Genomic DNA, 23,306 nt, shown 5'->3' with positions numbered 1-23,306 from the left:
GCGGCGTGTGAATGGAGAGTGCCAAGTCATCGAAAGCTCACACGTAATTGCCAGCCCGGCGTCAAGCGTATCCTCGTCGCGAAAATGCGGAGAACCTTTTTATTAGGTAAAGATCGTCGGCTCCACCCGCAGCCGGGAATAAAAAAGCCCCGCTAATAAGCGGGGCTCATCATGCAGCATCGCGAATGTCAGATCGCACCGCGACTACGCAGCAGATCCAGCACCGCCTTGACGCCCTCCTCGACCGACTGCGCCTGGGTGTCGATCACCAGATCGGCATCCAGCGGCACGTCGTAGGGGAAGGACTCGCCCGGGATGTTGTCACCAGCCGCGGCATACAGCCCCTGCGGATCACGCGCCTGACAGACCTGCGGCGAGGCCTGGACGTAGACGGTCAAGGCGCGCTCGCTGCCGATCAGCGCTTTGGCCTGTTCGCGGCCTTCGGCATCCGGGGCGACGAAGGCGGCCAGCGCGATCATCCCCGCCTCGTTGAACTGACGCGCCACATGCGCGGCGCGGCGCCAGTTCTCGGCACGCCCGGCGCGATCCTGCGGCAGGCCTTTATTCAGGTCGTGACGCAGGTTCTGGCCATCGAGCACATAGACCGCACGGCCCATGTCGAACAGCTTGCGCTCCACGGCATAGGCCAGGGTGCTCTTGCCTGCACCGGACAGGCCGCTGAACAGCACGGTGGCCGGCTGCTGACCGAAACGCGAAGCACGCTCCTCGGTCGACACGTGCGCCAGACGACCATGCTGCCCGCCGCCATTGCTGATTGGGTCGGCGATGATCATGCCGGCCCCCACGGTGCCATTGGTCAGACGGTCGACAACGATGAAGGAGCCGGTGGTGCGGTTGTGCTCGTAGCCATCCAGGGCAATCGAGGCATCCAGCGCCACCTTGACCCGACCGATCTCGTTGAGTTTCAGCTCGCTGGCCGCACCCTGTTCCAGGGTGTTCACGTCAACGCGATGGACGATGCTCGGGATCGAACCCGGCACGTAGCTGGTGGCGCGCTTGATGTCGTACTTCTTGCCCGGCAGCATCGGTTCTTCGCCCATCCACACCAGCATGGCCTCGAAGCTATCGGTGACCTGCGGACGACTGTCGGCATGCACCAGCATGTCGCCGCGCGACACGTCGATCTCGTCTTCCAGGGTCAGGGTGATGGCCTGGCCCGGTCCGGCATGCTCCAGCTCACCCTCGAAGGTGACGATGGACTTGACCCGACTGCTCTTGCCCGACGGCAGCGCCATGACCTCGTCGCCCTTGCGCACGATGCCGCTGGCCAGGGTGCCGGCGAAGCCACGGAAGTTCAGGTTCGGGCGGTTGACGTACTGCACCGGGAAGCGCAGGTCGTCGAAATTGCGGTCGCCGGCGACTTCGACGGTCTCGAGAATCTCCATCAGCGACTGGCCGGTGTACCACGGCGAGCGCTCGGACTTGTTGACCACGTTGTCGCCCTTGAGCGCCGACATCGGCACGAACTCCAGGGTGGTCGGGCGCAAGTTGATCTTCTCGGCGAAGGCCAGGTAGTCGGCCTTGATCTGCTCGAACACGTCCTGATCGAAGTCCTTCAGATCCATCTTGTTGACGGCGACGACGATGTGCTTGATGCCCAGCAAGGAGGCGATGAAGCTGTGCCGACGAGTCTGGGTCTGCACGCCATAGCGGGCGTCGATCAGAATGATCGCCAGGTCGCAGGTAGAAGCGCCGGTGGCCATGTTGCGCGTGTACTGCTCATGACCGGGGGTGTCGGCGATGATGAACTTGCGCTTGGCGGTGGAGAAGTAGCGATAGGCCACATCGATGGTGATGCCCTGCTCGCGCTCAGCCTGCAGGCCGTCGACCAGCAGTGCCAGGTCGATGTCGTCGCCGGTGGTGCCGACCTTCTTCGAATCCTTGGTGATGGCTTCCAGGTGATCTTCGTAGATCATCTTGGAATCGTGCAGCAGACGGCCGATCAGCGTGCTCTTGCCGTCATCGACGTTGCCGCAGGTGAGAAAGCGCAGCAGTTCCTTGCGCTCGTGCTGGGCCAGGTACGCGAGAATGTCCTGGCTGATCAAATCGGATTGGTGACTCATGGTGCGCGATCCTCAGAAATAGCCCTGACGTTTCTTCTCTTCCATCGAACCAGCCTGGTCATGGTCGATGACCCGGCCCTGGCGTTCGCTGGTCTTGGTCAGGAGCATCTCCTGGATGATTTCCGGCAGCGTGGTGGCAGTGGACTCCACGGCCCCGGTCAGCGGATAGCAGCCGAGGGTACGGAAACGCACCATCTTCTTGGTGATGCGCGCCTTTTCTTCATCGGACAGGTGCTCGAGGATGCGCTCGTCGTCGATCATGATCAGCGTGCCGTTCTTCTCGATCACCTCGCGCTCGGCGGCGAAGTACAGCGGCACGATCGGGATCTGCTCCAGATAGATGTACTGCCAGATGTCCAGCTCGGTCCAGTTCGACAGCGGGAAGACGCGGATCGATTCGCCTTTCTTGACCTTGCCGTTGTACACATTCCACAGCTCGGGACGCTGGTTCTTCGGATCCCAGCGGTGCTTGCTGTCGCGGAACGAGTACACGCGCTCCTTGGCGCGCGACTTCTCTTCGTCGCGACGCGCACCACCGAAGGCGGCATCGAAGCCGTACTTGTCCAGCGCCTGCTTGAGGCCTTCGGTCTTCATCACGTCGGTGTGCTTGGCACTGCCGTAGGTGAAGGGGTTCATGTCCTGCGCCACACCATCGGGGTTGATGTGGGTGATCAGGTCCAGGCCCATTTCGCTGACCATCTTCTCGCGAAAGCGATACATCTCCTGGAACTTCCAGCGAGTATCGACGTGCATCACAGGAAATGGCAGCTTGCCAGGGAAGAATGCCTTGCGAGCCAGATGCAGCATCACGGCTGAATCCTTGCCGATGGAATAGAGCATCACCGGGTTGTCGAATTCGGCGGCCACTTCACGAATGATGTGGATGCTTTCCGCCTCCAGCTGCTTGAGATGGGTCAATTTGTCGAGCATGGCTACTCACGGTTTGCTGTTATGGGGCCGGCGGGCCGTGGACGAGCGCGCACTCTACCACAGCGTCTGCTTATACTCAGGACGCCATTTAGACCGAAACGATCTAGCGTTATACCTGCCCGTACGGGCGATTCAGATCGGATTGGGGCAGTCGATGAACAGGTGTTCGAGGGCAAAGCGACGCGCCAGATAGTCGCCCAGCGCCTGCACGCCGTAGCGCTCCGTGGCATGGTGTCCGGCTGCAATGAAGCTCAGGGCATTTTCGCGAGCGCTGTGAAAGGTCTGCTCGGAGGCTTCGCCGGTCAGGTACAGATCGACGCCGGCGGCTACCGCCTGATCGATGTAGCCCTGCCCGCCACCGGTGCACCAGCCAACCCGGCGAATCAGCCCCTGCCCTTCGACAAGCAGCGGCTCGCGACCGAGCACCTGCTGCACGTGACGAGCGAAGTCGGCAGCACTCATCGCCTCCGCCAACGAACCGACCAACCCGACGGTGCGCGGGTTGTCAGGCTCCAGCGGTCCCTCGACGACGATGCCCAGCTGCCGGGCGAGCTGTACGTTGTTGCCCACCTCGGGATGCACGTCCAGCGGCAGGTGGTAGGCCAGCAGACTGATGTCATGCGCCAGCAAGGCTTTCAGGCGACGCTGCTTCATGCCGGTGACGCAGGGATTCTCACCCTTCCAGAAATAACCATGATGCACCAGCAGCACGTCGGCCTCGGCCTCGATCGCGGCCTCGATAAGCGCCTGGCTGGCGGTCACACCGCTGACGATGCGGCGTACGTGCGGGCGTCCCTCGACCTGCAAGCCATTGGGGCAGTAATCGCTGATACGCGATGCATTAAGAAAGGCGTCAGCTTCTTCCACTAACGTGGTCAGGGCAATGGCCATCAAGATTCCTCACAAGCTGTTGCGGGCCGCTGCCTAATTGGCGAGCACCTCTTTATAATGCGCCACCTTAAGGGCCGAATTTGGCCCCCGCAACCCTCAGGATTGTCTCGATGCCCCAGGCACTGCGTTTTCTCGGTTGGCCCCTGCTGGTCGGTGTGCTGCTCGCACTCCTGCTGATCCAGCGCTACCCGCAATGGGTCGGTTTGCCACGCCAGGAAGTGCAACTGGTGCAGGCACCGCTCTACAGTCGCGCACAGGAAGGCCCGGTCTCCTACGCCGAGGCCGTCGATACCGCCTCGCCTGCCGTGGCCAACCTGTACACCACCAAGCTGGTGAGCAAACCGGCCCACCCACTGTTCGAAGACCCGACCTTCCGCCGCTTCTTCGGCGACAACCTGCCCCGCCAGCAGCGCATGGAGTCGAGCCTGGGCTCGGCCGTGCTGATGAGCCGCGAAGGCTACCTGCTGACCAACAATCATGTGGTCAGCGGCGCCGACCAGATCGTCGTGGCCCTCAAGGACGGCCGTGAAACCCTGGCGCGGGTAATCGGTAGCGACCCGGAGACCGACCTGGCGGTATTGAAGATCGATCTGCCCAATCTCCCCGCGATCACCCTTGGGCAGTCCGACAGAATCCGCATCGGCGATGTCAGCCTGGCCATCGGCAACCCGTTCGGTGTCGGCCAGACCGTGACCATGGGCATCATCAGCGCCACCGGGCGTAACCAGCTGGGCCTCAACACCTACGAAGACTTCATCCAGACCGATGCCGCGATCAACCCCGGCAACTCTGGCGGCGCACTGGTCGATGCCCACGGCAACCTGGTCGGCATCAACACCGCGATCTTCTCCAAGTCCGGCGGCTCGCAGGGCATCGGCTTCGCCATCCCGGTGAAGCTGGCGATGGAAGTGATGCAGGCGATCATCGAGCACGGCCAGGTGATTCGCGGCTACCTCGGCGTCGAGGTGCAACCACTGACACCGGAGCTGGCCGAGTCCTTCGGCCTCGATGGCCGGCCCGGCATCGTCGTCGCTGGCGTCTATCGCGATGGCCCGGCGCAGAAAGCCGGCCTGCAGCCAGGCGATCTGATTCTCAGCATCGACGGTGAAGCGGCCAGCGACGGCCGGCGCTCGATGAACCAGGTGGCGCGCACCAAGCCCGGCGACAAGATCCGTATCGAAGTGATGCGCAACGGCGAGCCCCTCGAGCTGACCGCCGAAATCGGTATCCGCCCACCCGTTACCACCAACTGACATCCTGCGACCTGGTTCCTACCAGTTCGCTTGAAATTGCAAATGAAACGTTATTACATATAACCCAGCCAGCCCACCAAGGGATTGGTGCCACGTCCTCAAGGAGATTGTTCATGCGTCTGAGTACCTGCGTGTTGCTCACCAGTTTGTTCGCTAGCCCCTATGCCCTGGCCCATGGGCTGTGGACGGAAGAGCGACGCGGCAACATCGAAGTGGTCTACGGCCACGGCGAGGAGGACAACGCCTTCGACGCCAAGAAGATCAGCGGCGCCTGGGCCTATAACACGGCCGGCAAGATGATCCCGGTGAGCGTCGAGCGGCTGGCCGACCACGCCCGCCTGCAACCGCTCAAGCCGCCGGCAGTGATGGCCGTCGCGCTGGATAATGGCGCCTGGTCGAAGACCCCGGACGGTCAATGGATCAATCAGGGGCGCAGCCAGGTGCCGAACTCCACGCAATCACTGCACACCTACAAGTACAGCCTGGCGATCTATGAAGAAGGCGCCAAACTGCCGGAACTCAAGCAACTGAAGATGGTGATCGTGCCGGAGGTCGATCCGCTGGAAGTTGGCCCGGGGAAACCTCTGCCGGTGCGCGTGCTGGTAGACGGCAAGCCGATGGCTGGGGTCAAGCTAGTAGGCGACTACCGGGGTGCGCCGGACGAGGTCAGCGCCACCACCGATGCAGAGGGCCGCGCCAAGGTGATGGTGCGCAACCAGGGCCTCAACATCATCGCCGCCGAGGTCGATCTGCCGGTCAAGGGCGATGCCGATATCGAAACACGCGGCCTGTTCACCTCCCTGACCTTCGTCGGCCAGGGCCATCACCACTGATCGTGCCCTGCAGGCGCGACTTTGTGCGCGCCTGCAGCGAGCGTCACAAGCTCTGCAGAGCGTCCAGCAACGCCTGGTTCTGCTCCGGCGTACCGATGGTGATGCGCAGGAACTGGGCGATACGCGCTTGCTTGAAGTGACGCACGATCACCCCCTGCTCACGCAGGCCTGCAGCCAGGGTCGCGGCATCTTTGCCCGGATGACGGGCGAAGACGAAGTTGGCTGCAGACGGCAGTACCTCGAAGCCCAGCCCCTGCAGGCCAGCGACCACCGCCTCGCGACTGTCGATCACCTGCTGGCAGGTCTGCTCGAAGTAGGCACGATCCTCGAAGGCTGCCGCCGCACCGGCGATGGCCATGCGATCAAGCGGATAGGAGTTGAAGCTGTTCTTGATCCGCTCCAGCGCCTCGATCAGATCCGGGTGGCCGACCGCGATGCCGACACGCAGCCCCGCCAGCGAGCGCGACTTGGATAGCGTCTGGGTCACCAGCAGGTTCGGGTACTTGTCGACCAGAGCAATGGCCGTCTGGCCACCGAAGTCGATATAGGCCTCGTCCACCAGCACCACCGAGTCAGGACTGCCCAGCAGCAGACGCTCGATGGCCTCGAGCGGCAGCAGGCAGCCAGTCGGCGCATTGGGGTTGGGGAAGATGATGCCGCCATTGGGCCGGGCATAGTCTTCGACGCGGATCTGGAACTGCTCGTCCAGCGCCACCTGCTCGTGGTCGATGCCGTACAGGCCGCAATAGACCGGATAGAAGCTGTAGCTGATGTCCGGGAACAGCAGCGGCGCGTCATGCTGGAACAGGCCATGGAAAGCGTGCGCCAGCACCTCGTCGGAGCCGTTGCCGACGAATACCTGAGCCGTCTGCACGCCGTAATAGTCAGCCACCGCCTGCTTCAGGCGATCGCTGTTGGGGTCGGGGTACAGGCGCAGGTTGTCGTTGACCTCGGCCTGCATCGCGGCAATGGCCTTGGGCGACGGGCCGTAGGGGTTCTCGTTGGTGTTCAGCTTGACCAGCTTGCTCAGCTTGGGCTGCTCACCCGGCACGTAGGGCACCAGGTCCTTGACGAAGGGGCTCCAGAATTTGCTCATCTGCCCTTCTCTCCTCGAATGCTTGGATTCTCTTAGGGTGGAAACCGCGCAGCGCTGTCCACCAGACAAAGCAGTGGACAAGCAAAACGTTGTCCACCCTACATAAGCGCTAGCTCTTGATGCGGTACTCGGCGCTGCGTGCGTGCGCGGTCAGCGACTCGCCACGGGCCAGCACCGAAGCGCTCTTGCCCAGCTCCGACGCGCCATCCGGCGAGCAGAAGATGATCGACGAACGCTTCTGGAAGTCATACACCCCCAGCGGCGAGGAAAAGCGCGCGGTGCCGGAAGTGGGCAGCACATGGTTCGGGCCAGCTACGTAGTCGCCCAGGGCCTCGGCGGTGTAGCGCCCCATGAAGATCGCACCGGCATGACGAATCTGCGGCAGCCAGGCTTCCGGGTCGGCCACCGACAGCTCCAGGTGTTCTGGGGCGATGTGGTTGGCCACTTCGATGGCCTGGGCCATGTCCGCCACCTGGATCAGCGCACCACGCCCCTCCAGCGAGGTGCGAATGATCTCGGCACGCTCCATGGTCGGCAGCAGCTTGGCGATGCTTTCAGCCACGCGGTCAAGGAAGTCGGCATCCGGGCTGACCAGAATCGACTGGGCATCTTCGTCGTGCTCGGCCTGGGAAAACAGGTCCATGGCGATCCAGTCCGGATCGGTCTGGCCGTCGCAGACCACGAGGATTTCCGACGGGCCGGCGATCATGTCGATGCCGACCTTGCCGAATACATGGCGTTTGGCTGTGGCCACGTAGATGTTGCCAGGGCCGACGATCTTGTCCACCGGCGGCACGCTCTCGGTGCCATAGGCCAGCGCAGCGACAGCCTGGGCGCCACCGATGGTGAATACGCGGTCGACACCGGCGATGGCGGCGGCAGCCAGGACGATCTCGTTGATCTCGCCACGCGGCGTCGGCACCACCATCACCACTTCCGGCACACCGGCGACCTTGGCCGGAATCGCGTTCATCAGCACCGAAGATGGGTACGATGCCTTGCCGCCCGGCACGTACAGGCCGGCGCGATCCAGCGGGGTGACCTTCTGCCCCAACACCGTGCCGTCGGCCTCGGTGTAGCGCCAGGAATCCTGCTTCTGCTTCTCGTGGTAGCTGCGCACGCGCTCGGCGGCGACTTCCAGCGCCTGGCGCTGTTCGGCGCTGATGCGGGTCAGGGCCAGTTCCAGACGCTCGCGCGGCAGGATCAGGTCGGCCATCGAGGCGACCTCCAGGCCATCGAAACGCTGGGTGTACTCGACCAGGGCGGCATCGCCGCGCTCGCGCACGGCCTGGATGATTTCCAGCACGCGCTGGTTGACGCCATCGTCGGACACACTCTCCCAGCTCAGCAGATGATCCAGGTGTCGGGCGAAGTCCTGGTCAGCAGCGTTGAGTCGGCGAACAGCGATGGGAGCGGTCATGGCAAAGCCTCGTGTAATGGCAAATCTCAGGCGCCGCTAGAGTAGCAAGCCCACCGTGCGGGCACCTGAGAATTTGGCTATGACACGGATAGGCTGCCGCGACCAGAAGTCGCGGTGAGAAATCAGCCCTGGTGTCGCGCCTCGACGGCGCCGCGCAGGGTTTCGATCAGGGCCTGGATGCGCGCATGCTGCATCTTCATCGACGCCTTGTTGACGATCAGCCGCGAGCTGATGGTGGCGATCATTTCCTGCGGTTCCAGACCGTTGGCACGCAGGGTATTGCCGGTGTCGACCACGTCGATGATCTTGTCGGCCAGGCCCACCAACGGCGCCAGCTCCATCGAGCCGTACAGCTTGATGATGTCGACCTGACGCCCTTGCTCGGCGTAGTAACGCTTGGCGACGTTGACGAACTTGGTGGCCACGCGCAGACGCCCTTTCGGCTCCGGCGCACCGACCTTGCCGGCGGTCATCAGCTTGCACTTGGCGATCTGCAGATCCAGCGGCTCGTAGATGCCCTGGCCGCCGTACTCCATCAACACGTCCTTGCCGGCCACGCCGAGGTCGGCTGCGCCATGCTCGACGTAGGTCGGCACATCGGTGGCACGCACGATCAGCAGGCGCACGTCATCCTGGGTGGTGGGGATGATCAGCTTGCGGCTCTTGTCCGGATTCTCGGTCGGCTCGATGCCCGCAGCAGCCAGCAACGGCAGGGTGTCATCGAGAATGCGGCCTTTGGACAGGGCGATGGTCAGCATGAAACGGTTTCCTTTAACGGAAGCGGCCGCTCCGACAGGGAGCGGCCCTACGACAATGGACGCGGGCGATCAGCCCGGAACGCGGCGGATCTTGGCGCCCAACAGCTGCAGCTTTTCTTCGATGCACTCGTAACCACGGTCGATGTGGTAGATGCGGTCGATCAGCGTATCGCCATCGGCCACCAGTGCAGCCAGCACCAGGCTCGCCGAAGCGCGCAGGTCGGTGGCCATTACAGGCGCGCCCTTGAGTGCCTCGACACCGGTGACGACGGCGGTATTGCCTTCGACCAGGATGTTGGCGCCCATGCGCAGCATCTCGTAGACGTGCATGAAGCGGTTCTCGAACACCGTCTCGATGATGGTGCCGGTACCTTCGGCCACCGCGTTCAGGGCGATGAACTGCGCCTGCATGTCGGTGGGGAACGCCGGATAGGGTGCGGTACGCAGATTGACCGCCTTCGGACGCTTACCCTTCATGTCCAGCTCGATCCAGTCCGGACCGGTGGTGATTTCGGCACCGGCCTCCTGGAGTTTGGCCAGCACGGCTTCCAGAGTCGAAGGATCGGCATCCTTGACCTTGACGCGACCACCGGTGACGGCGGCGGCGACCAGGTAGGTGCCGGTTTCGATACGGTCGGGCATGACGTTGAAACGCGCGCCATGCAGACGCTCCACGCCATCGATGATGATGGTGTCGGTACCAGCGCCCTGGATCTTCGCGCCCATGGCGATCAGGCAGTTGGCCAGGTCGACCACCTCAGGCTCACGCGCGGCGTTTTCCAGCACGCTGCGGCCCTTGGCCAGGGTCGCGGCCATCATGATGTTCTCGGTGCCGGTCACGCTGACCACATCGAAGAAGAAGTGCGCACCGCGCAGGCCGCCTTCCGGCGCCTTGGCCTTGATGTAGCCGCCTTCGACATCGATGATCGCGCCCATGGCCTCGAGGCCACGGATGTGCAGGTCGACCGGACGCGAACCGATGGCGCAACCGCCAGGCAGCGCCACTTCGGCCTCACCGAAGCGCGCGACCATGGGGCCGAGCACCAGGATCGAGGCGCGCATGGTTTTCACCAGCTCATAGGGTGCGATCAGAGTCTTGATCGCCCGAGCATCGACTTCCACCGCCAGCTTCTCGTCGATCACCGGCTCGATGCCCATGCGACCGAACAGTTCGATCATGGTGGTGATGTCGTGCAGGTGCGGCAGGTTGCAGATGGTGACAGGCTCGTCGCCCAGCAGGGTCGCTGCAAGAATCGGCAGAGCAGAGTTCTTCGCACCGGAAATGCGGATTTCGCCATCGAGGCGAGCGCCGCCGGTAATGATCAGTTTATCCATAGGAATCTCGTCGCCCGCAGGCTCAGGAACGCGCGGCCCAATCGGCCTGGCTGAAGAATTTCATGGTCACGGCGTGGATGCTGCCATCGGCGATCCAGGCATTGAGGTGGGCATAGATCTGCTGCTGACGCTTGACCGGGCTGAGAGCGGCCAAGTCGTCGCTGATCAGGTTGAGCTGGAAGTTGCAGCCTTCGCCTTCGACTTCCACCTGGGTGTTCGGGAGTTTTTCCTCTAGGAGGCTTTTTACTTCTGCAGCCTGCATGCTCGACCTCGACTGACGCATTCGGGCACCTGAGCCCGCGGGTCGGCCATCATACAAAAAAAGCCTCCTGCCTGCGAACCCCGCCCGTGACGGTGCTGACGGAACGACAGGAAGCGCGTCACGCTTGCAGCGGCAACAACTCCAGCAGACCGCTGACCTGGGCAATTTCGCGCATGTCGTCAGGCAGCGCACTGATCGACAGCTCGCGCCCCGCCTTGCGCGCATCGCGCATGAACGCCAGCAACAGCGCCAAACCAACGCTGCTGGACTTTTCCACCGCGCTGCAGTCGAGCGTCAGAGACTTCGTGCCGCTGCCCGCGATCAGGCGTGCGCCCTGCTCGCGCAGCAGCGGGCCGGTGCTGTAGTCCAGCACACCGCTGAGCTGCAATCGCCCAGCGGCACCCTCGGTAATGCTTGCCTGACTCACGAATTACCCCGAGCCTGGCGGGCACGCGCCACGGTATCGGCCCAGGTATCGATGACCTTGTCCAGGTCATTGCGATTGTTCTGCATCGACTGAGCGAACTGGTCACGGAACAGCTTGCCGACGTTGATGCCGTTGATCACCACATTACGCAGCTTCCACACGCCATCCATCGAGACCATGGTGTAGGACAACGGGTAAACCACGCCTTTGCCGTCACGAATTTCCATGCCGACCGACGTACGCTCGCCTTCAGCCCTGCCGCTGTCCGGCAGCACGCGAATGTCCTGGTTGTTGTATTCGAGCAGGGCATTGCCATAGAACTGCATCAAACTGCGCTTGAAGTTCTCCTCGAAGCGCGTCATCTGCTCGGGCGAGGCCTGGCGCGAGTAACGAACCGTCATCACACCGCGGGCGATGCCCTCGACATCGACCACCGGGCCGAGAATCTCGTTGAGCGAATCGTAGAACGCATTGGGATCACTGCGGTACTGGTCCTTGTTGGCCTTGAGATCAGCCAGCAGAGTATCGGTGGTCTGCTTCACCACTTCATGGGCGCTTGGCGCAGCAACAGCCAGCAGCGGCATGGCAGCCAGCAACACCAACAGGGAATTACGCACGGTCTTGAACATGTCAGGAGCCCTCATCAATTGGCTTCATCTTTATTGACCGAATTGAGCAGGAATTTGCCAATCAGGTCTTCCAGCACCAGCGAGGACTGCGTGTCGTGGATGGTGCTGCCGTCCTTGAGCACCTCCTCGTCACCACCAACGCTGATACCGATGTATTTTTCGCCGAGCAAGCCAGCGGTCAGGATCGACGCGGTGGAATCTTCAGGCAGGTTATTGACGCCCCCCTCGAGCTCCAGAGTCACCCGCCCCATGTAGCTGTCGCGATCCAGGTCGATGGCCGTGACCTTGCCAATGGTCACCCCGGCCATGGTCACCTTGGAGCGCACGGTGAGTCCGGCAATATTGTCGAAATAGGCGTAGACCTTGTAGGTGTCGCCAGCGCTGCCGACGCTCAGGCCACTGACCCGCAGTGCCAGCAGCAGCAGGGCCAGTACACCGGCCATGAGAAACAGGCCGACACCAATCTCCAGCGTGCGGTTTTGCATCAGAAGTCTCCAAACATCAAAGCGGTCAGAATGAAATCCAGGCCGAGCACGGCCAGCGAGGCATACACCACGGTGCGGGTGGTCGCACGACTGATGCCTTCGGACGTGGGCTCGCAGTCATAGCCCTGGAACACGGCGATCCAGGTCACCACGAAGGCGAAGACGACGCTCTTGATCACCCCGTTGAGCACATCGTCGTGAAAGGAAACACTGTTCTGCATATTGGCCCAGAACGAGCCCTCGTAGACACCCAGCCAGTCGACCGCGACCATGGCGCCACCCCAGATACCGACCACGCAGAAGATCATCGACAGCAGCGGCATCGAAATGAAACCCGCCCACAAGCGTGGCGCGACGATGTACTTGAGCGGGTCGACGCCAATCATTTCCAGACTGGACAGCTGCTCGGTGGACTTCATGTTGCCGATCTCGGCCGTCAGCGCAGAGCCGGCGCGCCCCGCGAACAACAGAGCGGTCACCACCGGCCCCAGCTCACGCAACAGGGTCAGCGCGACCATCTGCCCGACCGCCTGCTCGGAGCCGTAGCTGACCAGGATGTTGTAGCCCTGCAGCGCCAGCACCATGCCAATAAAGACGCCGGACACGACGATGATCGCCAGCGACATGACCCCGACGGCGAACAATTGCTTGATCAGCAGTTGCATAGGCTTGCCGGCGCGGCTGCGCCCGAACAGCGCGCCCAGCAGGAACAGCACGGAGCGGCCCAGGGTTGCTACCACATCGATACCCGCACGACCGAACAGGCGCAGCCGTTCGAGCGGTGAAATTCTGCGCATCAACCTCTCCCCAACAGATCTTCGCGGTAGTCCGGCGCTGGAAAATGGAAAGGCACCGGTCCATCCGGAATGCCTTTCATGAACTGGCGAATGCGCGGATTATCCGACTCCATCAACTCCGCCGGCGTGCCCTGCCCCAGCACTTGCGCGTCGCCGACGACATAGAGGTAGTCGGCGATGCTGGCGGTTTCCGCCAGGTCATGAGACACCAGCACACTGGTAATACCCAGCGCATCGTTGAGCAGACGGATCAGTCGCACCAGAACTCCCATGGCAATGGGGTCCTGACCCACGAATGGCTCGTCGTACAGCAGTATCTGGGGATCCAGGGCGATGGCGCGCGCAAGCGCCACACGGCGCTTCATGCCACCGGACAGCTCATCGGGCATCAGCTCGATGGCGCCACGCAAGCCCACTGCCTGCAGCTTGAGCAGGACAATGTCACGAATCATTTCTTCAGGCAGTTGGGTGTGCACCCGCAAGGGAAACGCGACGTTCTCGAACACATCGAGATCGGTGAACAGCGCTCCACTCTGAAACAGCACGCCCATCTGCTTGCGCATGTCGAACAGCGCGTCACGCGACAGCTCTGGCAGGTTGACCCCGTTGACCAGGACCTTGCCCTGTGCCGGACGCAACTCGGCAGCGATCAGGCGCAGCAAGGTCGTCTTGCCACAACCGGATGGCCCCATGATGCCGGTCACCTTGCCGCGCGGAATGCGGATGTCGACCTTGTCGAAAATCGACCGCGCGCCACGCTGAAAGCTGACGCTCTGCAACTCGATCGCGTACTCGTGCTCGGCGCTCATCTGAACTCCTTGAAAATCAGGCCCTCCTGGCAGACGCCGCCTCCAGAAGCGAGGACACGCGCCAGCCAGAGGGAGCCAAAATGGCCGCGAACTATAGCATTTGCCACACTTGCCGCCCAATAGCACCGCGGCGCGGCGTTCAGACTTGCGACAGTTTCGACAGTGCCTCGTTGCAGCGAGGGTGAGCGCGGGGACCTTTTACGTTTATAATCCTCGTCTTTTGGCCCGACAGCCCCGCCCAGCATGAACCAGACCCGCGACCTGATTGACTCCGCACAGCGCACGATCCGCCTCGAACTCGAAGCGGTGCAGGAGCTCTTGCCCCGCATCGATGCCGATTTCATCAAGGCCTGCGAGCTGATTCTCGGCTGCAAGGGGCGCGTCGTGGTGGTCGGCATGGGCAAGTCCGGACATATCGGCAACAAGATTGCCGCCACCCTGGCCAGCACCGGCACCACGGCATTCTTCGTACATCCGGCCGAGGCCAGCCATGGCGACATGGGCATGATCACCCAGGATGACATTGTCCTGGCCCTGTCCAACTCCGGCACCACCGCCGAGATCGTCACGCTGCTGCCACTGATCAAACGCCTGGGCATTCGCCTGATCAGCATGACCGGCAACCCCGAGTCGACGCTGGCCAAGGCTGCGGAGGTCAACCTCGATGCACGCGTATCCCAGGAAGCCTGCCCGTTGAACCTGGCCCCGACCTCTTCGACCACTGCCAGCCTGGTGCTCGGCGATGCCCTGGCCATCGCCCTGCTCGAAGCGCGCGGCTTCACCGCCGAAGACTTCGCCTTCTCCCATCCCGGTGGCGCGCTGGGCCGCCGCCTGCTGCTCAAGGTCGAGAACGTGATGCACAGCGGCGAAAGCCTGCCCCAGGTCACACGCGGCACCAGCCTGCGCGACGCGCTACTGGAAATGACCCAGAAGGGCCTAGGCATGACAACGGTAATAGAGAACAACGGGCATCTGGCCGGGATATTCACCGACGGTGACCTGCGCCGCGCACTGGACAAAGGCATCGACGTACGCCACGCCCAGATCGACGAAGTGATGACGCTGCATGGCAAGACCGTACGCGCCGAAATGCTCGCCGCGGAAGCCTTGAAGATCATGGAAGACAACAAGATCAGCGCGCTGGTGGTGGTCGACGGAGATGATCGCCCGGTCGGCGCGTTCAACCTCGGCGACCTGCTGCGCGCAGGAGTGATGTGATGAACGACCTGCTGCAACGCGCTAGCGCCGTAAAACTGGCGATTTTCGACGTCGATGGCGTGCTTACCGATGGCCGCCTTTACTTCCTCGAAGACGGCAGCGAATTCAAGACTTTCAATACGCTCGACGGCCACGGCATCAAGATGTTGATCAATTCGGGCGTGCGCACGGCCATCATCAGCGGACGCAAGACGCCGGTCGTCGAGCGTCGCGCCAACAACCTCGGCATCCAGCACCTGTTTCAGGGCCGCGAAGACAAACTCGTGGTACTCGACGGCCTGCTCGCCGAACTCGGCCTAAGCTATGAGCAGGTCGCCTACCTCGGTGACGACCTGCCGGACCTTCCGGTCATTCGTCGCGTCGGACTGGGCATGGCCGTCGCCAGCGCCGACGGATTCGTCCGCCAGCACGCGCATGGCGTAACCCAGGCGCGCGGCGGTGACGGCGCGGCACGGGAGTTCTGCGAACTGATCATGCGTGCCCAAGGCACACTGGATGCGGCCCAAGCCGCCTATCTGTAGAGAACAGCATGCTGCGTAAATTTCTCAACACCCTGATCTTTGCCCTGATTGCAGTCGTAGTGGCTGCGCTGGGCTACTGGAACCTCGCACCGGACAGCGGCCGCCAGACCCAGCAGGCCAGCAATGACAATGTCGTCGACTTCTACGCTGTCGGCGCGCGTACCGTGCAGTTTCAGGATGACGGCAAACTGCATTACCGCATGACCGCGGACAAGCTCGAGCACGTCAAGAGCACCGACATCACCCTGATCGACACCCCCAAGCTGGACCTCTATCGCGGCACCGAGCTGCCATGGAAGGTCACCAGCCAGCGTGCCGAAGTCTCCCCTGGCGGCGTCGAGGTAGAACTGATCGACGACGTGCGCATCGCCCGCACCGATGCCAAGAACCGTCCAACTATCATCACCAGCAGCCGCATGACCGTTATTCCCGACAAGGAATATGCGCAGACCGAGCAAGCCGTTAGAATCGTCGCGGCCAACGGGGTGACCACGGCACAAGGAATGAAAGCGTACTTGAATGACGGCAGGATGCTCCTGCAGTCCAACGTAAGAGGCCAGCATGAGGTTCGTTAATACCCTCCCCCTGATTCTCAGCCTCGGCGCCGCATTGGGAAGCGCGGCTGCCTGGGCACTGCCATCGGATCGCGATCAACCGATCCGCATCCAGGCCGACAGTGCAGAACTGGATGACAAGCAAGGTGTAGCCGTCTACCGCGGTGATGTAGTCATCACCCAGGGCACTCTGAAGATCACGGGCGATACCGTGACCATCACTCAGACCAGCAGCGGCGATATCGATGTCTTCACCTCGGTCGGCAACCTGGCCTACTACGAGCAGAAACCTGCCGTGGACAAGGACATCGTCAAGGCCTACGGCAAGACCATCCAGTACTTCGCCAGCAACGAGCGTATCGTGCTGATCGACCAGGCCAAGGTGATTCAGGAAGGCAACACCTTCGAAGGCGAGAAGATCGTCTATGACACCCGCCGCCAGATCGTCAACGCAGGTCGCGCCACAGGTGGCAATGTCAGCACACCGCGCCCGCGTATCGACATGATCATCCAACCGAAGAACAAACCCGCGGATCAACAGCAGTAATGGCCACTCTCAAAGCCCAACATCTGGCGAAAAGCTACAAGAGCCGCCAGGTCGTGCGTGACGTCAGCCTGAGTATCGAAAGCGGCCAGATCGTCGGCCTGCTCGGTCCCAACGGCGCCGGCAAGACCACCTGCTTCTACATGATCGTCGGCCTGGTGCGCGCCGATCAGGGACGTGTACTGATCGACGACCTGGACGTCAGCCACCAGCCCATGCACGGTCGCGCGCGCGCCGGCATCGGCTACCTGCCGCAGGAAGCCTCGATCTTCCGCAAGCTGTCGGTGTCGGACAACATCATGGCCATCCTCGAAACGCGCAAGGATCTGGACCGTGCCGGACGCCAGGCGGAGCTGGAAAACCTGCTGCAGGAATTCCATATCCACCATATCGCCGACAGCCTCGGCATGAGCCTGTCCGGTGGCGAGCGACGCCGCGTGGAGATTGCCCGCGCCCTGGCGACCAACCCCAAGTTCATCCTGCTCGACGAACCTTTCGCCGGCGTCGACCCGATCTCGGTTGGCGACATCAAGCAGATCATCCATCACCTCAAGACCAAGGGCATCGGCATCCTGATCACCGATCACAACGTGCGTGAAACCCTGGACATCTGTGAAACCGCCTACATCGTCAACGACGGGCAACTGATCGCAGAAGGTGACGCCGAGACCATCCTCGCCAACCAGACGGTGAAAGAGGTATACCTTGGCCATGAATTCCGCCTGTAGGTCGCCTGTTATTTCGCTACAGAAATATTGCAACCCCTAGGCAAAAACAAGAAATTCAGGCATATAATTTGCTTCCTGGCGGCGCTTCGGCGCCCTGATGTGGAAGGCGTAACTCGCCAGTAAATTAAGGTCTGCAATGAAACCATCGCTAGTCCTCAAGATGGGCCAGCAGCTGACGATGACCCCGCAGCTGCAACAGGCTATCCGCCTCCTCCAACTGTCGACCCTGGACCTGCAGCAGGAGATCCAGGAGGCACTGGAATCCAATCCCATGCTCGAACGCCAGGAAGATGGCGACGACTTCGACAACAGCGACCCGATGGCCGATGGCGCCGAAAGCGCCGCCCCCGCGCCGAGCAAGGAAGAGACTTACCAGGAAACCACCCCGACGGTCGACAACCTCGAGGAAGGCGAGTGGGGCGAACGCATTCCCAACGAGCTCCCCGTGGATACCGCCTGGGAGGACGTCTACCAGACCAGCGCCAGCAGCCTGCCAAGCAACGACGATGACGAGTGGGACTTCACCACCCGCACCTCGACTGGCGAGAGCCTGCACAGCCATCTGCTCTGGCAACTGAACCTTGCGCCCATGTCGGACAAGGATCGCCTGATCGCCGCCACCCTGATCGACTGCATCAACAACGATGGCTACCTCGAAGAAACCCTCGAGGAAGTGACCGAGTCTTTCGACCCCGAACTGGACATCGAGCAGGACGAAGTGGAAGTGGTGCTGCACCGCATTCAGCAGTTCGAGCCGGCCGGCATCGGTGCCCGTGATTTGCGCGAGTGTCTGCTGCTGCAACTGCGCCAGCTGCCAGCCAACACCCCCTGGCTGAACGAAACCCAGCGCGTGGTGGGCGACTACCTGGAGCTGCTCGGCAGCCGCGACTACGCCCAGCTGATGCGGCGCACCAAACTCAAGGAAGACGAGCTGCGCCAGGTCATCGACCTGATCCAGCGTCTGAATCCGCGCCCGGGCTCACAGATCGAATCCAGCGAACCGGAATACGTCGTACCCGACGTGATCGTGCGCAAGCACAACGACCGCTGGCTGGTCGAGCTCAACCAGGAAGCCATGCCGCGCCTGAGGGTCAACCCGCAGTATGCCGGCTTCGTCAAACGTGCGGACTCCAGTGCCGACAACACCTTCATGCGCAATCAGTTGCAGGAAGCGCGCTGGTTCATCAAGAGCCTGCAAAGCCGCAACGAAACGCTGATGAAGGTGGCGACGCAGATCGTCGAACATCAACGCGGCTTCCTCGACTACGGCGACGAGGCGATGAAGCCTCTGGTGCTGCACGACATCGCCGAAGCGGTAGGCATGCACGAGTCGACCATCTCGCGCGTCACCACGCAAAAGTTCATGCACACGCCGCGCGGCATTTACGAGCTGAAATACTTCTTCTCCAGCCACGTCAGCACCTCCGAAGGCGGTGAATGCTCGTCCACCGCCATCCGCGCGATCATCAAAAAACTGGTTGCAGCAGAAAACGCGAAAAAGCCGTTGAGCGACAGCAAGATCGCTGGTTTACTGGAGGCACAAGGCATCCAAGTCGCCCGTCGGACAGTCGCCAAGTATCGTGAGTCCCTCGGCATAGCGCCCTCCAGTGAGCGCAAGCGACTGATGTAGGCCAGATCGACTGAAGGCCTCGAGCCTTCAGGCCAAAGTGTTCCGGTGGCGGGTCGAACCAGACCCGTCTCTTACACAAGGCAACAAGGAGAAAGCGGTATGCAAGTCAACATCAGTGGACATCAGCTGGATGTGACCGACGCCCTGCGTGACTATATCGGCGAGAAACTCGGCCGACTGGAACGCCACTTCGACAAGATCACCAACGTACAGGTGACCATGGAGGTCGAAAAACTCAAGCAGAAGATCGAAGCCACCCTGCATGTCGCCGGCGGCGAAGTCGTCGCCAACGCCGAACATCAGGATATGTACGCTGCCATCGACCTCTTGGCCGACAAACTCGACCGTCAACTTATCAAGCACAAGGAAAAGCAGCTCGAACGCCTGCAAGGCGCCACGGCCCGCTAACATTCCCCATCCATGATCCGACTTGAAAATATCCTGACCCCCGGCCGTTCCCTGGTGAACGTGCCGGGCGGCAGTAAGAAGCGCGTGCTCGAACAGATCGCCAATCTGGTTGCGCGCGACCTGCCCGACCTGGATGCCCAGGACATCTTCGAAAGCCTTATCGCCCGCGAGAAGCTCGGTTCCACCGGCTTCGGCAACGGCATCGCCATTCCGCACTGCCGCCTGGCCGGCTGCAGTGCACCGATCAGCGCTGTATTGCACCTGGAAACTGCCGTCGACTTCGACGCCATCGACGGCGCACCTGTCGACCTGCTGTTCGTACTCCTGGTACCGGAGGCAGCAACCGATGCGCACCTGGAGCTCCTGCGCCAGATCGCCAGCATGCTCGACCGCCAGGATGTACGTGAACGTCTACGCCATGCCAGCAGCGGCGAAGATCTCTACCAGGTTGTCGTGGACATTCAGAACGGTCACTGAACATGCGCCTGATCATCGTCAGCGGTCGCTCGGGCTCGGGCAAGAGCACCGCCCTCGATGTACTTGAGGACAACGGCTTCTATTGCATCGACAACCTGCCGGCCGGCCTGTTGCCGGACCTGGCCGAGCGTTTCCTGCCGCACAGCGACATGCTGCTGCCGCAGGTTGCCGTCTCCATCGATGCGCGCAATCTGCTGAGTCAGCTCAAGCGCTTCCCTGAATTGCTCGATGAAGTGCGCAAACGCAATATCCGTTGCGACGTGCTTTATCTGGATGCCGAAGACGAGACGCTGCTCAAGCGTTTTTCGGAGACGCGCAGGCGTCATCCGCTGACCAACGACAATCGCTCGCTCGCAGAAGCCATCGCGTATGAGAGCCAGCTTCTGGCGCCGATCACTGATCGTGCAGACCTCAAGATAGACACCACCCGCCTGAATCTCTATCAACTGCGCGACACACTCAAGCTACGCCTGCTAGGCCAGACTCAGACCGGCACCGCCTTTCTCGTCGAGTCTTTCGGCTTCAAACGTGGCATGCCGGTGGATGCCGATCTGGTCTTCGATGCACGCTGCCTGCCCAACCCCTACTGGAAGCCGGAGCTGCGTGATTACTCGGGCCAGGACCAACCGGTGATCGACTATCTGGCTGCGCAGCCGGAGGTCGAGGAAATGTATCAGGACATCCTCGCCTATCTGGAGAAATGGCTGCCACGTTTTGCCGCCAGCAACCGCGCCTACGTCACCGTTGCAGTTGGCTGCACCGGCGGCCACCACCGCTCGGTTTACCTGGCCAACCGCCTCAGCCAGGCGCTCAAACATTCGCTGAAGAACGTCCAGGTGCGTCACCGCGACCTCAGCTAAGGAACCCTTGCCGCGATGCCAGCACGTGAAATCACCATCATCAACAAACTCGGTCTGCATGCCCGCGCTGCAGCGAAATTCGTCGGTGTGGCGAGCACTTACCCGTGCCAGGTACGCATCGGGCGCAGCGCCGAAAGCCTGGTCGACGGCAAGAGCATCATGGCGGTGATGATGCTGGCTGCCGGCAAGGGCACCAATGTGCACCTGGCGACCGAAGGAGAACAGGACGATCAGGCGATGAACGCCTTGGTCGAGCTGATCGAAAACTACTTCGACGAAGGCGAGTAAGCCCTCCCGACAAACGACAAGGCCACCCGCGGGTGGCCTTGTCGTTTCTGCCGTTTCTACCGTGCTCAACTGCCGGCGACGGTCATCTTCTCGATCAGCACCGAGCCAGTGCAGATATTGCCGCGGCGCTCGAGGTCACGACCGACCGCGACGATCTGACGGAACATGTCGCGCAGATTGCCGGCGATGGTGACTTCCTGCACCGGGAACTGGATCTCACCGTTCTCGACCCAGAAGCCCGCCGCGCCGCGCGAGTAATCACCGGTCACCAGGTTCAGCCCCTGCCCCATCAACTCGGTGACCAGCAAACCGCGCCCCATGCGCCGAATCAGCGCCTGCTGGTCCTCATCGCCATGGGTGACGAACAGGTTGTGCACGCCGCCGGAGTTGGCCGTGCTCGGCAGGCCCAGCTTACGGCCGGAATAAGTGCCGAGCACATAGGAGACCAGCTCCCCCTTCTCCACGAACGGCTTGGCGTATGTGGCCAGGCCGTCACCATCGAAGGTCGCACTGCCCAGTGCGCGCGGCAGATGCGGACGTTCGTCGAGGCTCAACCATTCGGGGAACAGACGCTGACCGAGCGCCCCCTCAAGGAACGAGGACTGACGGTACAGGTTACCGCCAGAGATCGCCGCCAGCAGGTGACTGAACAGGCCGCCGGCCAGCTCGGCGGCGAACAGCACGGGGACTTCGCAGGTCGGCACCGGACGCGCCCCGAGGCGACTGACCGCACGCTCGGCGGCGCGCTGGCCGATACCTTCAGCACCTGCGAGCAGCTCGCCCTGGCGATTGACGTCGTACCAGTAGTCGCGCTGCATCTGCCCCTCGCCCTCGGCGATCATCACGCAGCTCAGGCTGTGCCGGGTGCTGGCATAACCGCCGATGAAGCCGTGGCTGTTGCCATACACACGGCAGCCCTGATGGGTATTGAGACTGGTGCCATCGGCGTTCTTGATCCGCGGATCGGCAGCGAAGGCCGCCGCCTCGCACACCAGCGCCTGCTCGACGGCCTGCTCTGGAGTGATTGACCAAGGGTGATAGAGATCCAGCTCGGGCAACTCGCGCGCCATCAGCGCCGCGTCAGCCAGGCCGGCGCACTCGTCCTCGGACGCATGCTTGGCAATCGCCAGGGCCGCGGCCACGGTTTCGCGAATGGCCTCGGCGCCAGTGGCCGAGGTACTGGCCGAGCCCTTACGCTGACCGACGTAGAGCGTGATACCAAAACCCTGATCACGATTGAACTCGACGGTTTCCACCTCACGCTGGCGCACCGTGGTGGACAGCCCCTGGCCGGCCGAGACGGCCACTTCACAGGCACTGGCGCCCTGGCGCTTGGCCTCGGCGAGAATGGCCTCAACTTGCTCCTGCAGTGCCGGCAAGGCCTGCGGCCCGATGCGTTCTACTTCACTCATAACCACTCCCGATTCTCTTGGCGCAGGCCCAGCATTCGCACACTCAAGGCCTGCTCTCGACTGCCCGCCCACAGGCCGGCAGTCACGGTTACTGCTATCATGGCGGCGTTTCCCTCTGGACCCACCCCATGTCTGATTCCTACGACGACTTCTCCCTGGAGAAGAGCAAATCCCAGGTCAAACGCGAACTGCATGCCCTGCAGGAGCTTGGCGAGCGACTGACCACGCTCAAGGCGGATCTGCTGGCCAAGATGCCGCTGACCGATGCCCTACGCCGCGCCCTCGCCGATGCGCCGAAACATACCGCCAATGCCGCGCGCAAACGCCACATCCAGTTCATCGGCAAGCTGATGCGTGAACAGGATGTCGAAGCGATCATCGCCATGCTCGACCAGGTGGACAGCTCCACCCGCGAGTACAACGAGCGCTTTCATGCCCTCGAGCGCTGGCGCGACCGTCTGATCGCCGAAGGCGACAGCGCGCTGGAGAGCTTCGTCGAACTCTACCCCGAAGCCGACGTACAGCATCTGCGCGGGCTGGTCCGTCATGCCCAGCATGAGGCCGCACGCAACAAGCCACCAGCCGCGGCGCGCAAGGTGTTCAAGTACATCCGCGAGCTCGACGAGATCCAGCGCGGCCTGCGCTGATTCAGCAGTG

General features: G+C 62.2%; 27 protein-coding genes. 13 read left to right on the top strand and 14 right to left on the bottom strand.

The genetic code is table 11. The features are described 5' to 3' along the window. Positions 1-188: 188 nt before the first annotated feature. From cysN to PCLY_RS15815, 3 genes are all read right to left on the bottom strand, one after another. Positions 189-2,084 carry a sulfate adenylyltransferase subunit CysN gene (cysN, locus tag PCLY_RS15825; protein ID WP_061240594.1) on the bottom strand — a complete coding sequence of 632 codons (1,896 nt, stop codon included), beginning with the start codon at positions 2,082-2,084 and terminating at the stop codon, positions 189-191. A gap of 12 nt (positions 2,085-2,096) precedes the next feature. Beyond that, a complete protein-coding gene (cysD, locus tag PCLY_RS15820) occupies positions 2,097-3,014 on the bottom strand; it encodes a sulfate adenylyltransferase subunit CysD (RefSeq protein WP_037000605.1) in 918 nt (305 codons plus the stop codon). A 132-nt stretch (positions 3,015-3,146) separates the two neighbouring features. Further along, a complete protein-coding gene (locus tag PCLY_RS15815; protein WP_061240593.1) occupies positions 3,147-3,905 on the bottom strand; it encodes a Nif3-like dinuclear metal center hexameric protein in 759 nt (252 codons plus the stop codon). Between the two features lie 110 nt (positions 3,906-4,015). Here PCLY_RS15815 and algW point away from each other — a divergent pair, with 110 nt between their 5' ends. Further along, on the top strand, positions 4,016-5,158 hold the full coding sequence (gene algW, locus PCLY_RS15810) for a Do family serine endopeptidase AlgW (protein ID WP_061240592.1): 1,143 nt from the start codon (positions 4,016-4,018) through the stop codon (positions 5,156-5,158). A gap of 113 nt (positions 5,159-5,271) precedes the next feature. Beyond that, positions 5,272-5,991 (top strand): DUF4198 domain-containing protein, encoded by a 720-nt coding sequence (locus PCLY_RS15805; RefSeq protein WP_061240591.1) that lies wholly within the window; start codon positions 5,272-5,274, stop codon positions 5,989-5,991. 43 nt (positions 5,992-6,034) lie between these two features. Here PCLY_RS15805 and hisC read toward each other — a convergent pair whose 3' ends face one another. From hisC to PCLY_RS15755, 10 genes are all read right to left on the bottom strand, one after another. Beyond that, on the bottom strand, positions 6,035-7,087 hold the full coding sequence (gene hisC, locus PCLY_RS15800; RefSeq protein WP_061240590.1) for a histidinol-phosphate transaminase: 1,053 nt from the start codon (positions 7,085-7,087) through the stop codon (positions 6,035-6,037). Between the two features lie 109 nt (positions 7,088-7,196). Next, positions 7,197-8,507 carry a histidinol dehydrogenase gene (gene hisD, locus PCLY_RS15795; protein ID WP_061240589.1) on the bottom strand — a complete coding sequence of 437 codons (1,311 nt, stop codon included), beginning with the start codon at positions 8,505-8,507 and terminating at the stop codon, positions 7,197-7,199. Between the two features lie 122 nt (positions 8,508-8,629). After that, a complete protein-coding gene (hisG, locus tag PCLY_RS15790; protein WP_061240588.1) occupies positions 8,630-9,265 on the bottom strand; it encodes an ATP phosphoribosyltransferase in 636 nt (211 codons plus the stop codon). A gap of 69 nt (positions 9,266-9,334) precedes the next feature. Next, on the bottom strand, positions 9,335-10,600 hold the full coding sequence (gene murA, locus PCLY_RS15785) for a UDP-N-acetylglucosamine 1-carboxyvinyltransferase (protein WP_061240587.1): 1,266 nt from the start codon (positions 10,598-10,600) through the stop codon (positions 9,335-9,337). A 22-nt stretch (positions 10,601-10,622) separates the two neighbouring features. Then, a complete protein-coding gene (locus PCLY_RS15780; RefSeq protein WP_017678930.1) occupies positions 10,623-10,862 on the bottom strand; it encodes a BolA family protein in 240 nt (79 codons plus the stop codon). Between the two features lie 118 nt (positions 10,863-10,980). Continuing rightward, positions 10,981-11,289 carry an STAS domain-containing protein gene (locus PCLY_RS15775; protein WP_061240586.1) on the bottom strand — a complete coding sequence of 103 codons (309 nt, stop codon included), beginning with the start codon at positions 11,287-11,289 and terminating at the stop codon, positions 10,981-10,983. Then, entirely contained in the window at positions 11,286-11,918 is a 633-nt protein-coding gene (locus PCLY_RS15770) for an MlaC/ttg2D family ABC transporter substrate-binding protein (RefSeq protein WP_061240585.1), read from the bottom strand. The genes PCLY_RS15775 and PCLY_RS15770 overlap by 4 nt, the downstream gene beginning before the upstream one ends. A gap of 14 nt (positions 11,919-11,932) precedes the next feature. Beyond that, complete coding sequence (gene mlaD, locus PCLY_RS15765) at positions 11,933-12,403, bottom strand: outer membrane lipid asymmetry maintenance protein MlaD (RefSeq protein ID WP_061240584.1); 471 nt, start codon at positions 12,401-12,403, stop codon at positions 11,933-11,935. Further along, positions 12,403-13,200, bottom strand: a complete 798-nt coding sequence (gene mlaE / locus PCLY_RS15760; protein WP_061240583.1) for a lipid asymmetry maintenance ABC transporter permease subunit MlaE — start codon at positions 13,198-13,200, stop codon at positions 12,403-12,405. The genes mlaD and mlaE overlap by 1 nt, the downstream gene beginning before the upstream one ends. Next, positions 13,200-14,009, bottom strand: coding sequence for an ATP-binding cassette domain-containing protein (locus PCLY_RS15755; RefSeq protein WP_061240582.1), 810 nt, complete (start codon positions 14,007-14,009; stop codon positions 13,200-13,202). The genes mlaE and PCLY_RS15755 overlap by 1 nt, the downstream gene beginning before the upstream one ends. 243 nt (positions 14,010-14,252) lie before the next feature. Between PCLY_RS15755 and PCLY_RS15750 the strand changes: the two genes are divergently transcribed. From PCLY_RS15750 to PCLY_RS15705, 10 genes are all read left to right on the top strand, one after another. Next, positions 14,253-15,227, top strand: a complete 975-nt coding sequence (locus tag PCLY_RS15750; protein ID WP_061240581.1) for a KpsF/GutQ family sugar-phosphate isomerase — start codon at positions 14,253-14,255, stop codon at positions 15,225-15,227. Beyond that, positions 15,227-15,748, top strand: a complete 522-nt coding sequence (locus PCLY_RS15745; protein ID WP_061240580.1) for a KdsC family phosphatase — start codon at positions 15,227-15,229, stop codon at positions 15,746-15,748. Before PCLY_RS15750 ends, PCLY_RS15745 begins: the two co-directional genes overlap by 1 nt. Positions 15,749-15,756: 8 nt before the next feature. After that, positions 15,757-16,323 (top strand): LPS export ABC transporter periplasmic protein LptC, encoded by a 567-nt coding sequence (lptC, locus tag PCLY_RS15740; protein WP_061240579.1) that lies wholly within the window; start codon positions 15,757-15,759, stop codon positions 16,321-16,323. Then, complete coding sequence (gene lptA / locus PCLY_RS15735) at positions 16,310-16,849, top strand: lipopolysaccharide transport periplasmic protein LptA (RefSeq protein WP_061240578.1); 540 nt, start codon at positions 16,310-16,312, stop codon at positions 16,847-16,849. Before lptC ends, lptA begins: the two co-directional genes overlap by 14 nt. Then, positions 16,849-17,574, top strand: a complete 726-nt coding sequence (gene lptB / locus PCLY_RS15730; protein WP_061240577.1) for an LPS export ABC transporter ATP-binding protein — start codon at positions 16,849-16,851, stop codon at positions 17,572-17,574. The genes lptA and lptB overlap by 1 nt, the downstream gene beginning before the upstream one ends. Before the next feature lie 136 nt (positions 17,575-17,710). Then, positions 17,711-19,204, top strand: coding sequence for an RNA polymerase factor sigma-54 (locus tag PCLY_RS15725; RefSeq protein ID WP_061240576.1), 1,494 nt, complete (start codon positions 17,711-17,713; stop codon positions 19,202-19,204). Positions 19,205-19,303: 99 nt separating this feature from the next. After that, the gene (gene hpf / locus PCLY_RS15720) at positions 19,304-19,612 is read left to right on the top strand and encodes a ribosome hibernation-promoting factor, HPF/YfiA family (RefSeq protein ID WP_003242873.1); all 309 of its coding nucleotides are present in this window, start codon (positions 19,304-19,306) and stop codon (positions 19,610-19,612) included. Positions 19,613-19,624: 12 nt separating this feature from the next. Then, positions 19,625-20,089, top strand: coding sequence for a PTS IIA-like nitrogen regulatory protein PtsN (ptsN, locus tag PCLY_RS15715; RefSeq protein WP_061240575.1), 465 nt, complete (start codon positions 19,625-19,627; stop codon positions 20,087-20,089). A 2-nt stretch (positions 20,090-20,091) separates the two neighbouring features. Next, a complete protein-coding gene (gene rapZ, locus PCLY_RS15710) occupies positions 20,092-20,949 on the top strand; it encodes an RNase adapter RapZ (protein ID WP_061240574.1) in 858 nt (285 codons plus the stop codon). A 15-nt stretch (positions 20,950-20,964) separates the two neighbouring features. Beyond that, positions 20,965-21,237 (top strand): HPr family phosphocarrier protein, encoded by a 273-nt coding sequence (locus PCLY_RS15705; protein WP_061240573.1) that lies wholly within the window; start codon positions 20,965-20,967, stop codon positions 21,235-21,237. 65 nt (positions 21,238-21,302) lie between these two features. Here the strand turns inward: PCLY_RS15705 and pmbA are convergent, their stop codons facing one another. Continuing rightward, positions 21,303-22,649, bottom strand: coding sequence for a metalloprotease PmbA (gene pmbA, locus PCLY_RS15700; RefSeq protein WP_061240572.1), 1,347 nt, complete (start codon positions 22,647-22,649; stop codon positions 21,303-21,305). A gap of 128 nt (positions 22,650-22,777) precedes the next feature. Here pmbA and yjgA point away from each other — a divergent pair, with 128 nt between their 5' ends. Beyond that, positions 22,778-23,296 (top strand): ribosome biogenesis factor YjgA, encoded by a 519-nt coding sequence (yjgA, locus tag PCLY_RS15695; RefSeq protein ID WP_061240571.1) that lies wholly within the window; start codon positions 22,778-22,780, stop codon positions 23,294-23,296. Positions 23,297-23,306 lie beyond the last annotated feature (10 nt).

This window comes from Ectopseudomonas composti, from assembly GCF_001567565.1.
Lineage (GTDB): Bacteria > Pseudomonadota > Gammaproteobacteria > Pseudomonadales > Pseudomonadaceae > Aquipseudomonas > Aquipseudomonas composti_A.
Note: the sequence above shows the minus strand (reverse complement) of the source record. Positions and strands in the feature narration are given on the sequence as shown.

Coding starts and splice junctions, on each gene's coding strand:
- lptC (WP_061240579.1), top strand. CDS start 15,757: ATGCTGCGTAAATTTCTCAACACCCTGATCTTTGCCCTGATTGCAGTC.
- hisG (WP_061240588.1), bottom strand. CDS start 9,265: ATGCTGACCATCGCCCTGTCCAAAGGCCGCATTCTCGATGACACCCTG.
- PCLY_RS15770 (WP_061240585.1), bottom strand. CDS start 11,918: ATGTTCAAGACCGTGCGTAATTCCCTGTTGGTGTTGCTGGCTGCCATG.
- rapZ (WP_061240574.1), top strand. CDS start 20,092: ATGCGCCTGATCATCGTCAGCGGTCGCTCGGGCTCGGGCAAGAGCACC.
- mlaE (WP_061240583.1), bottom strand. CDS start 13,200: ATGCGCAGAATTTCACCGCTCGAACGGCTGCGCCTGTTCGGTCGTGCG.
- hpf (WP_003242873.1), top strand. CDS start 19,304: ATGCAAGTCAACATCAGTGGACATCAGCTGGATGTGACCGACGCCCTG.
- PCLY_RS15815 (WP_061240593.1), bottom strand. CDS start 3,905: ATGGCCATTGCCCTGACCACGTTAGTGGAAGAAGCTGACGCCTTTCTT.
- cysN (WP_061240594.1), bottom strand. CDS start 2,084: ATGAGTCACCAATCCGATTTGATCAGCCAGGACATTCTCGCGTACCTG.
- lptA (WP_061240578.1), top strand. CDS start 16,310: ATGAGGTTCGTTAATACCCTCCCCCTGATTCTCAGCCTCGGCGCCGCA.
- mlaD (WP_061240584.1), bottom strand. CDS start 12,403: ATGCAAAACCGCACGCTGGAGATTGGTGTCGGCCTGTTTCTCATGGCC.
- hisD (WP_061240589.1), bottom strand. CDS start 8,507: ATGACCGCTCCCATCGCTGTTCGCCGACTCAACGCTGCTGACCAGGAC.
- PCLY_RS15755 (WP_061240582.1), bottom strand. CDS start 14,009: ATGAGCGCCGAGCACGAGTACGCGATCGAGTTGCAGAGCGTCAGCTTT.
- pmbA (WP_061240572.1), bottom strand. CDS start 22,649: ATGAGTGAAGTAGAACGCATCGGGCCGCAGGCCTTGCCGGCACTGCAG.
- PCLY_RS15805 (WP_061240591.1), top strand. CDS start 5,272: ATGCGTCTGAGTACCTGCGTGTTGCTCACCAGTTTGTTCGCTAGCCCC.
- murA (WP_061240587.1), bottom strand. CDS start 10,600: ATGGATAAACTGATCATTACCGGCGGCGCTCGCCTCGATGGCGAAATC.
- PCLY_RS15705 (WP_061240573.1), top strand. CDS start 20,965: ATGCCAGCACGTGAAATCACCATCATCAACAAACTCGGTCTGCATGCC.
- yjgA (WP_061240571.1), top strand. CDS start 22,778: ATGTCTGATTCCTACGACGACTTCTCCCTGGAGAAGAGCAAATCCCAG.
- lptB (WP_061240577.1), top strand. CDS start 16,849: ATGGCCACTCTCAAAGCCCAACATCTGGCGAAAAGCTACAAGAGCCGC.
- PCLY_RS15745 (WP_061240580.1), top strand. CDS start 15,227: ATGAACGACCTGCTGCAACGCGCTAGCGCCGTAAAACTGGCGATTTTC.
- hisC (WP_061240590.1), bottom strand. CDS start 7,087: ATGAGCAAATTCTGGAGCCCCTTCGTCAAGGACCTGGTGCCCTACGTG.
- cysD (WP_037000605.1), bottom strand. CDS start 3,014: ATGCTCGACAAATTGACCCATCTCAAGCAGCTGGAGGCGGAAAGCATC.
- algW (WP_061240592.1), top strand. CDS start 4,016: ATGCCCCAGGCACTGCGTTTTCTCGGTTGGCCCCTGCTGGTCGGTGTG.
- PCLY_RS15780 (WP_017678930.1), bottom strand. CDS start 10,862: ATGCAGGCTGCAGAAGTAAAAAGCCTCCTAGAGGAAAAACTCCCGAAC.
- PCLY_RS15750 (WP_061240581.1), top strand. CDS start 14,253: ATGAACCAGACCCGCGACCTGATTGACTCCGCACAGCGCACGATCCGC.
- PCLY_RS15725 (WP_061240576.1), top strand. CDS start 17,711: ATGAAACCATCGCTAGTCCTCAAGATGGGCCAGCAGCTGACGATGACC.
- ptsN (WP_061240575.1), top strand. CDS start 19,625: ATGATCCGACTTGAAAATATCCTGACCCCCGGCCGTTCCCTGGTGAAC.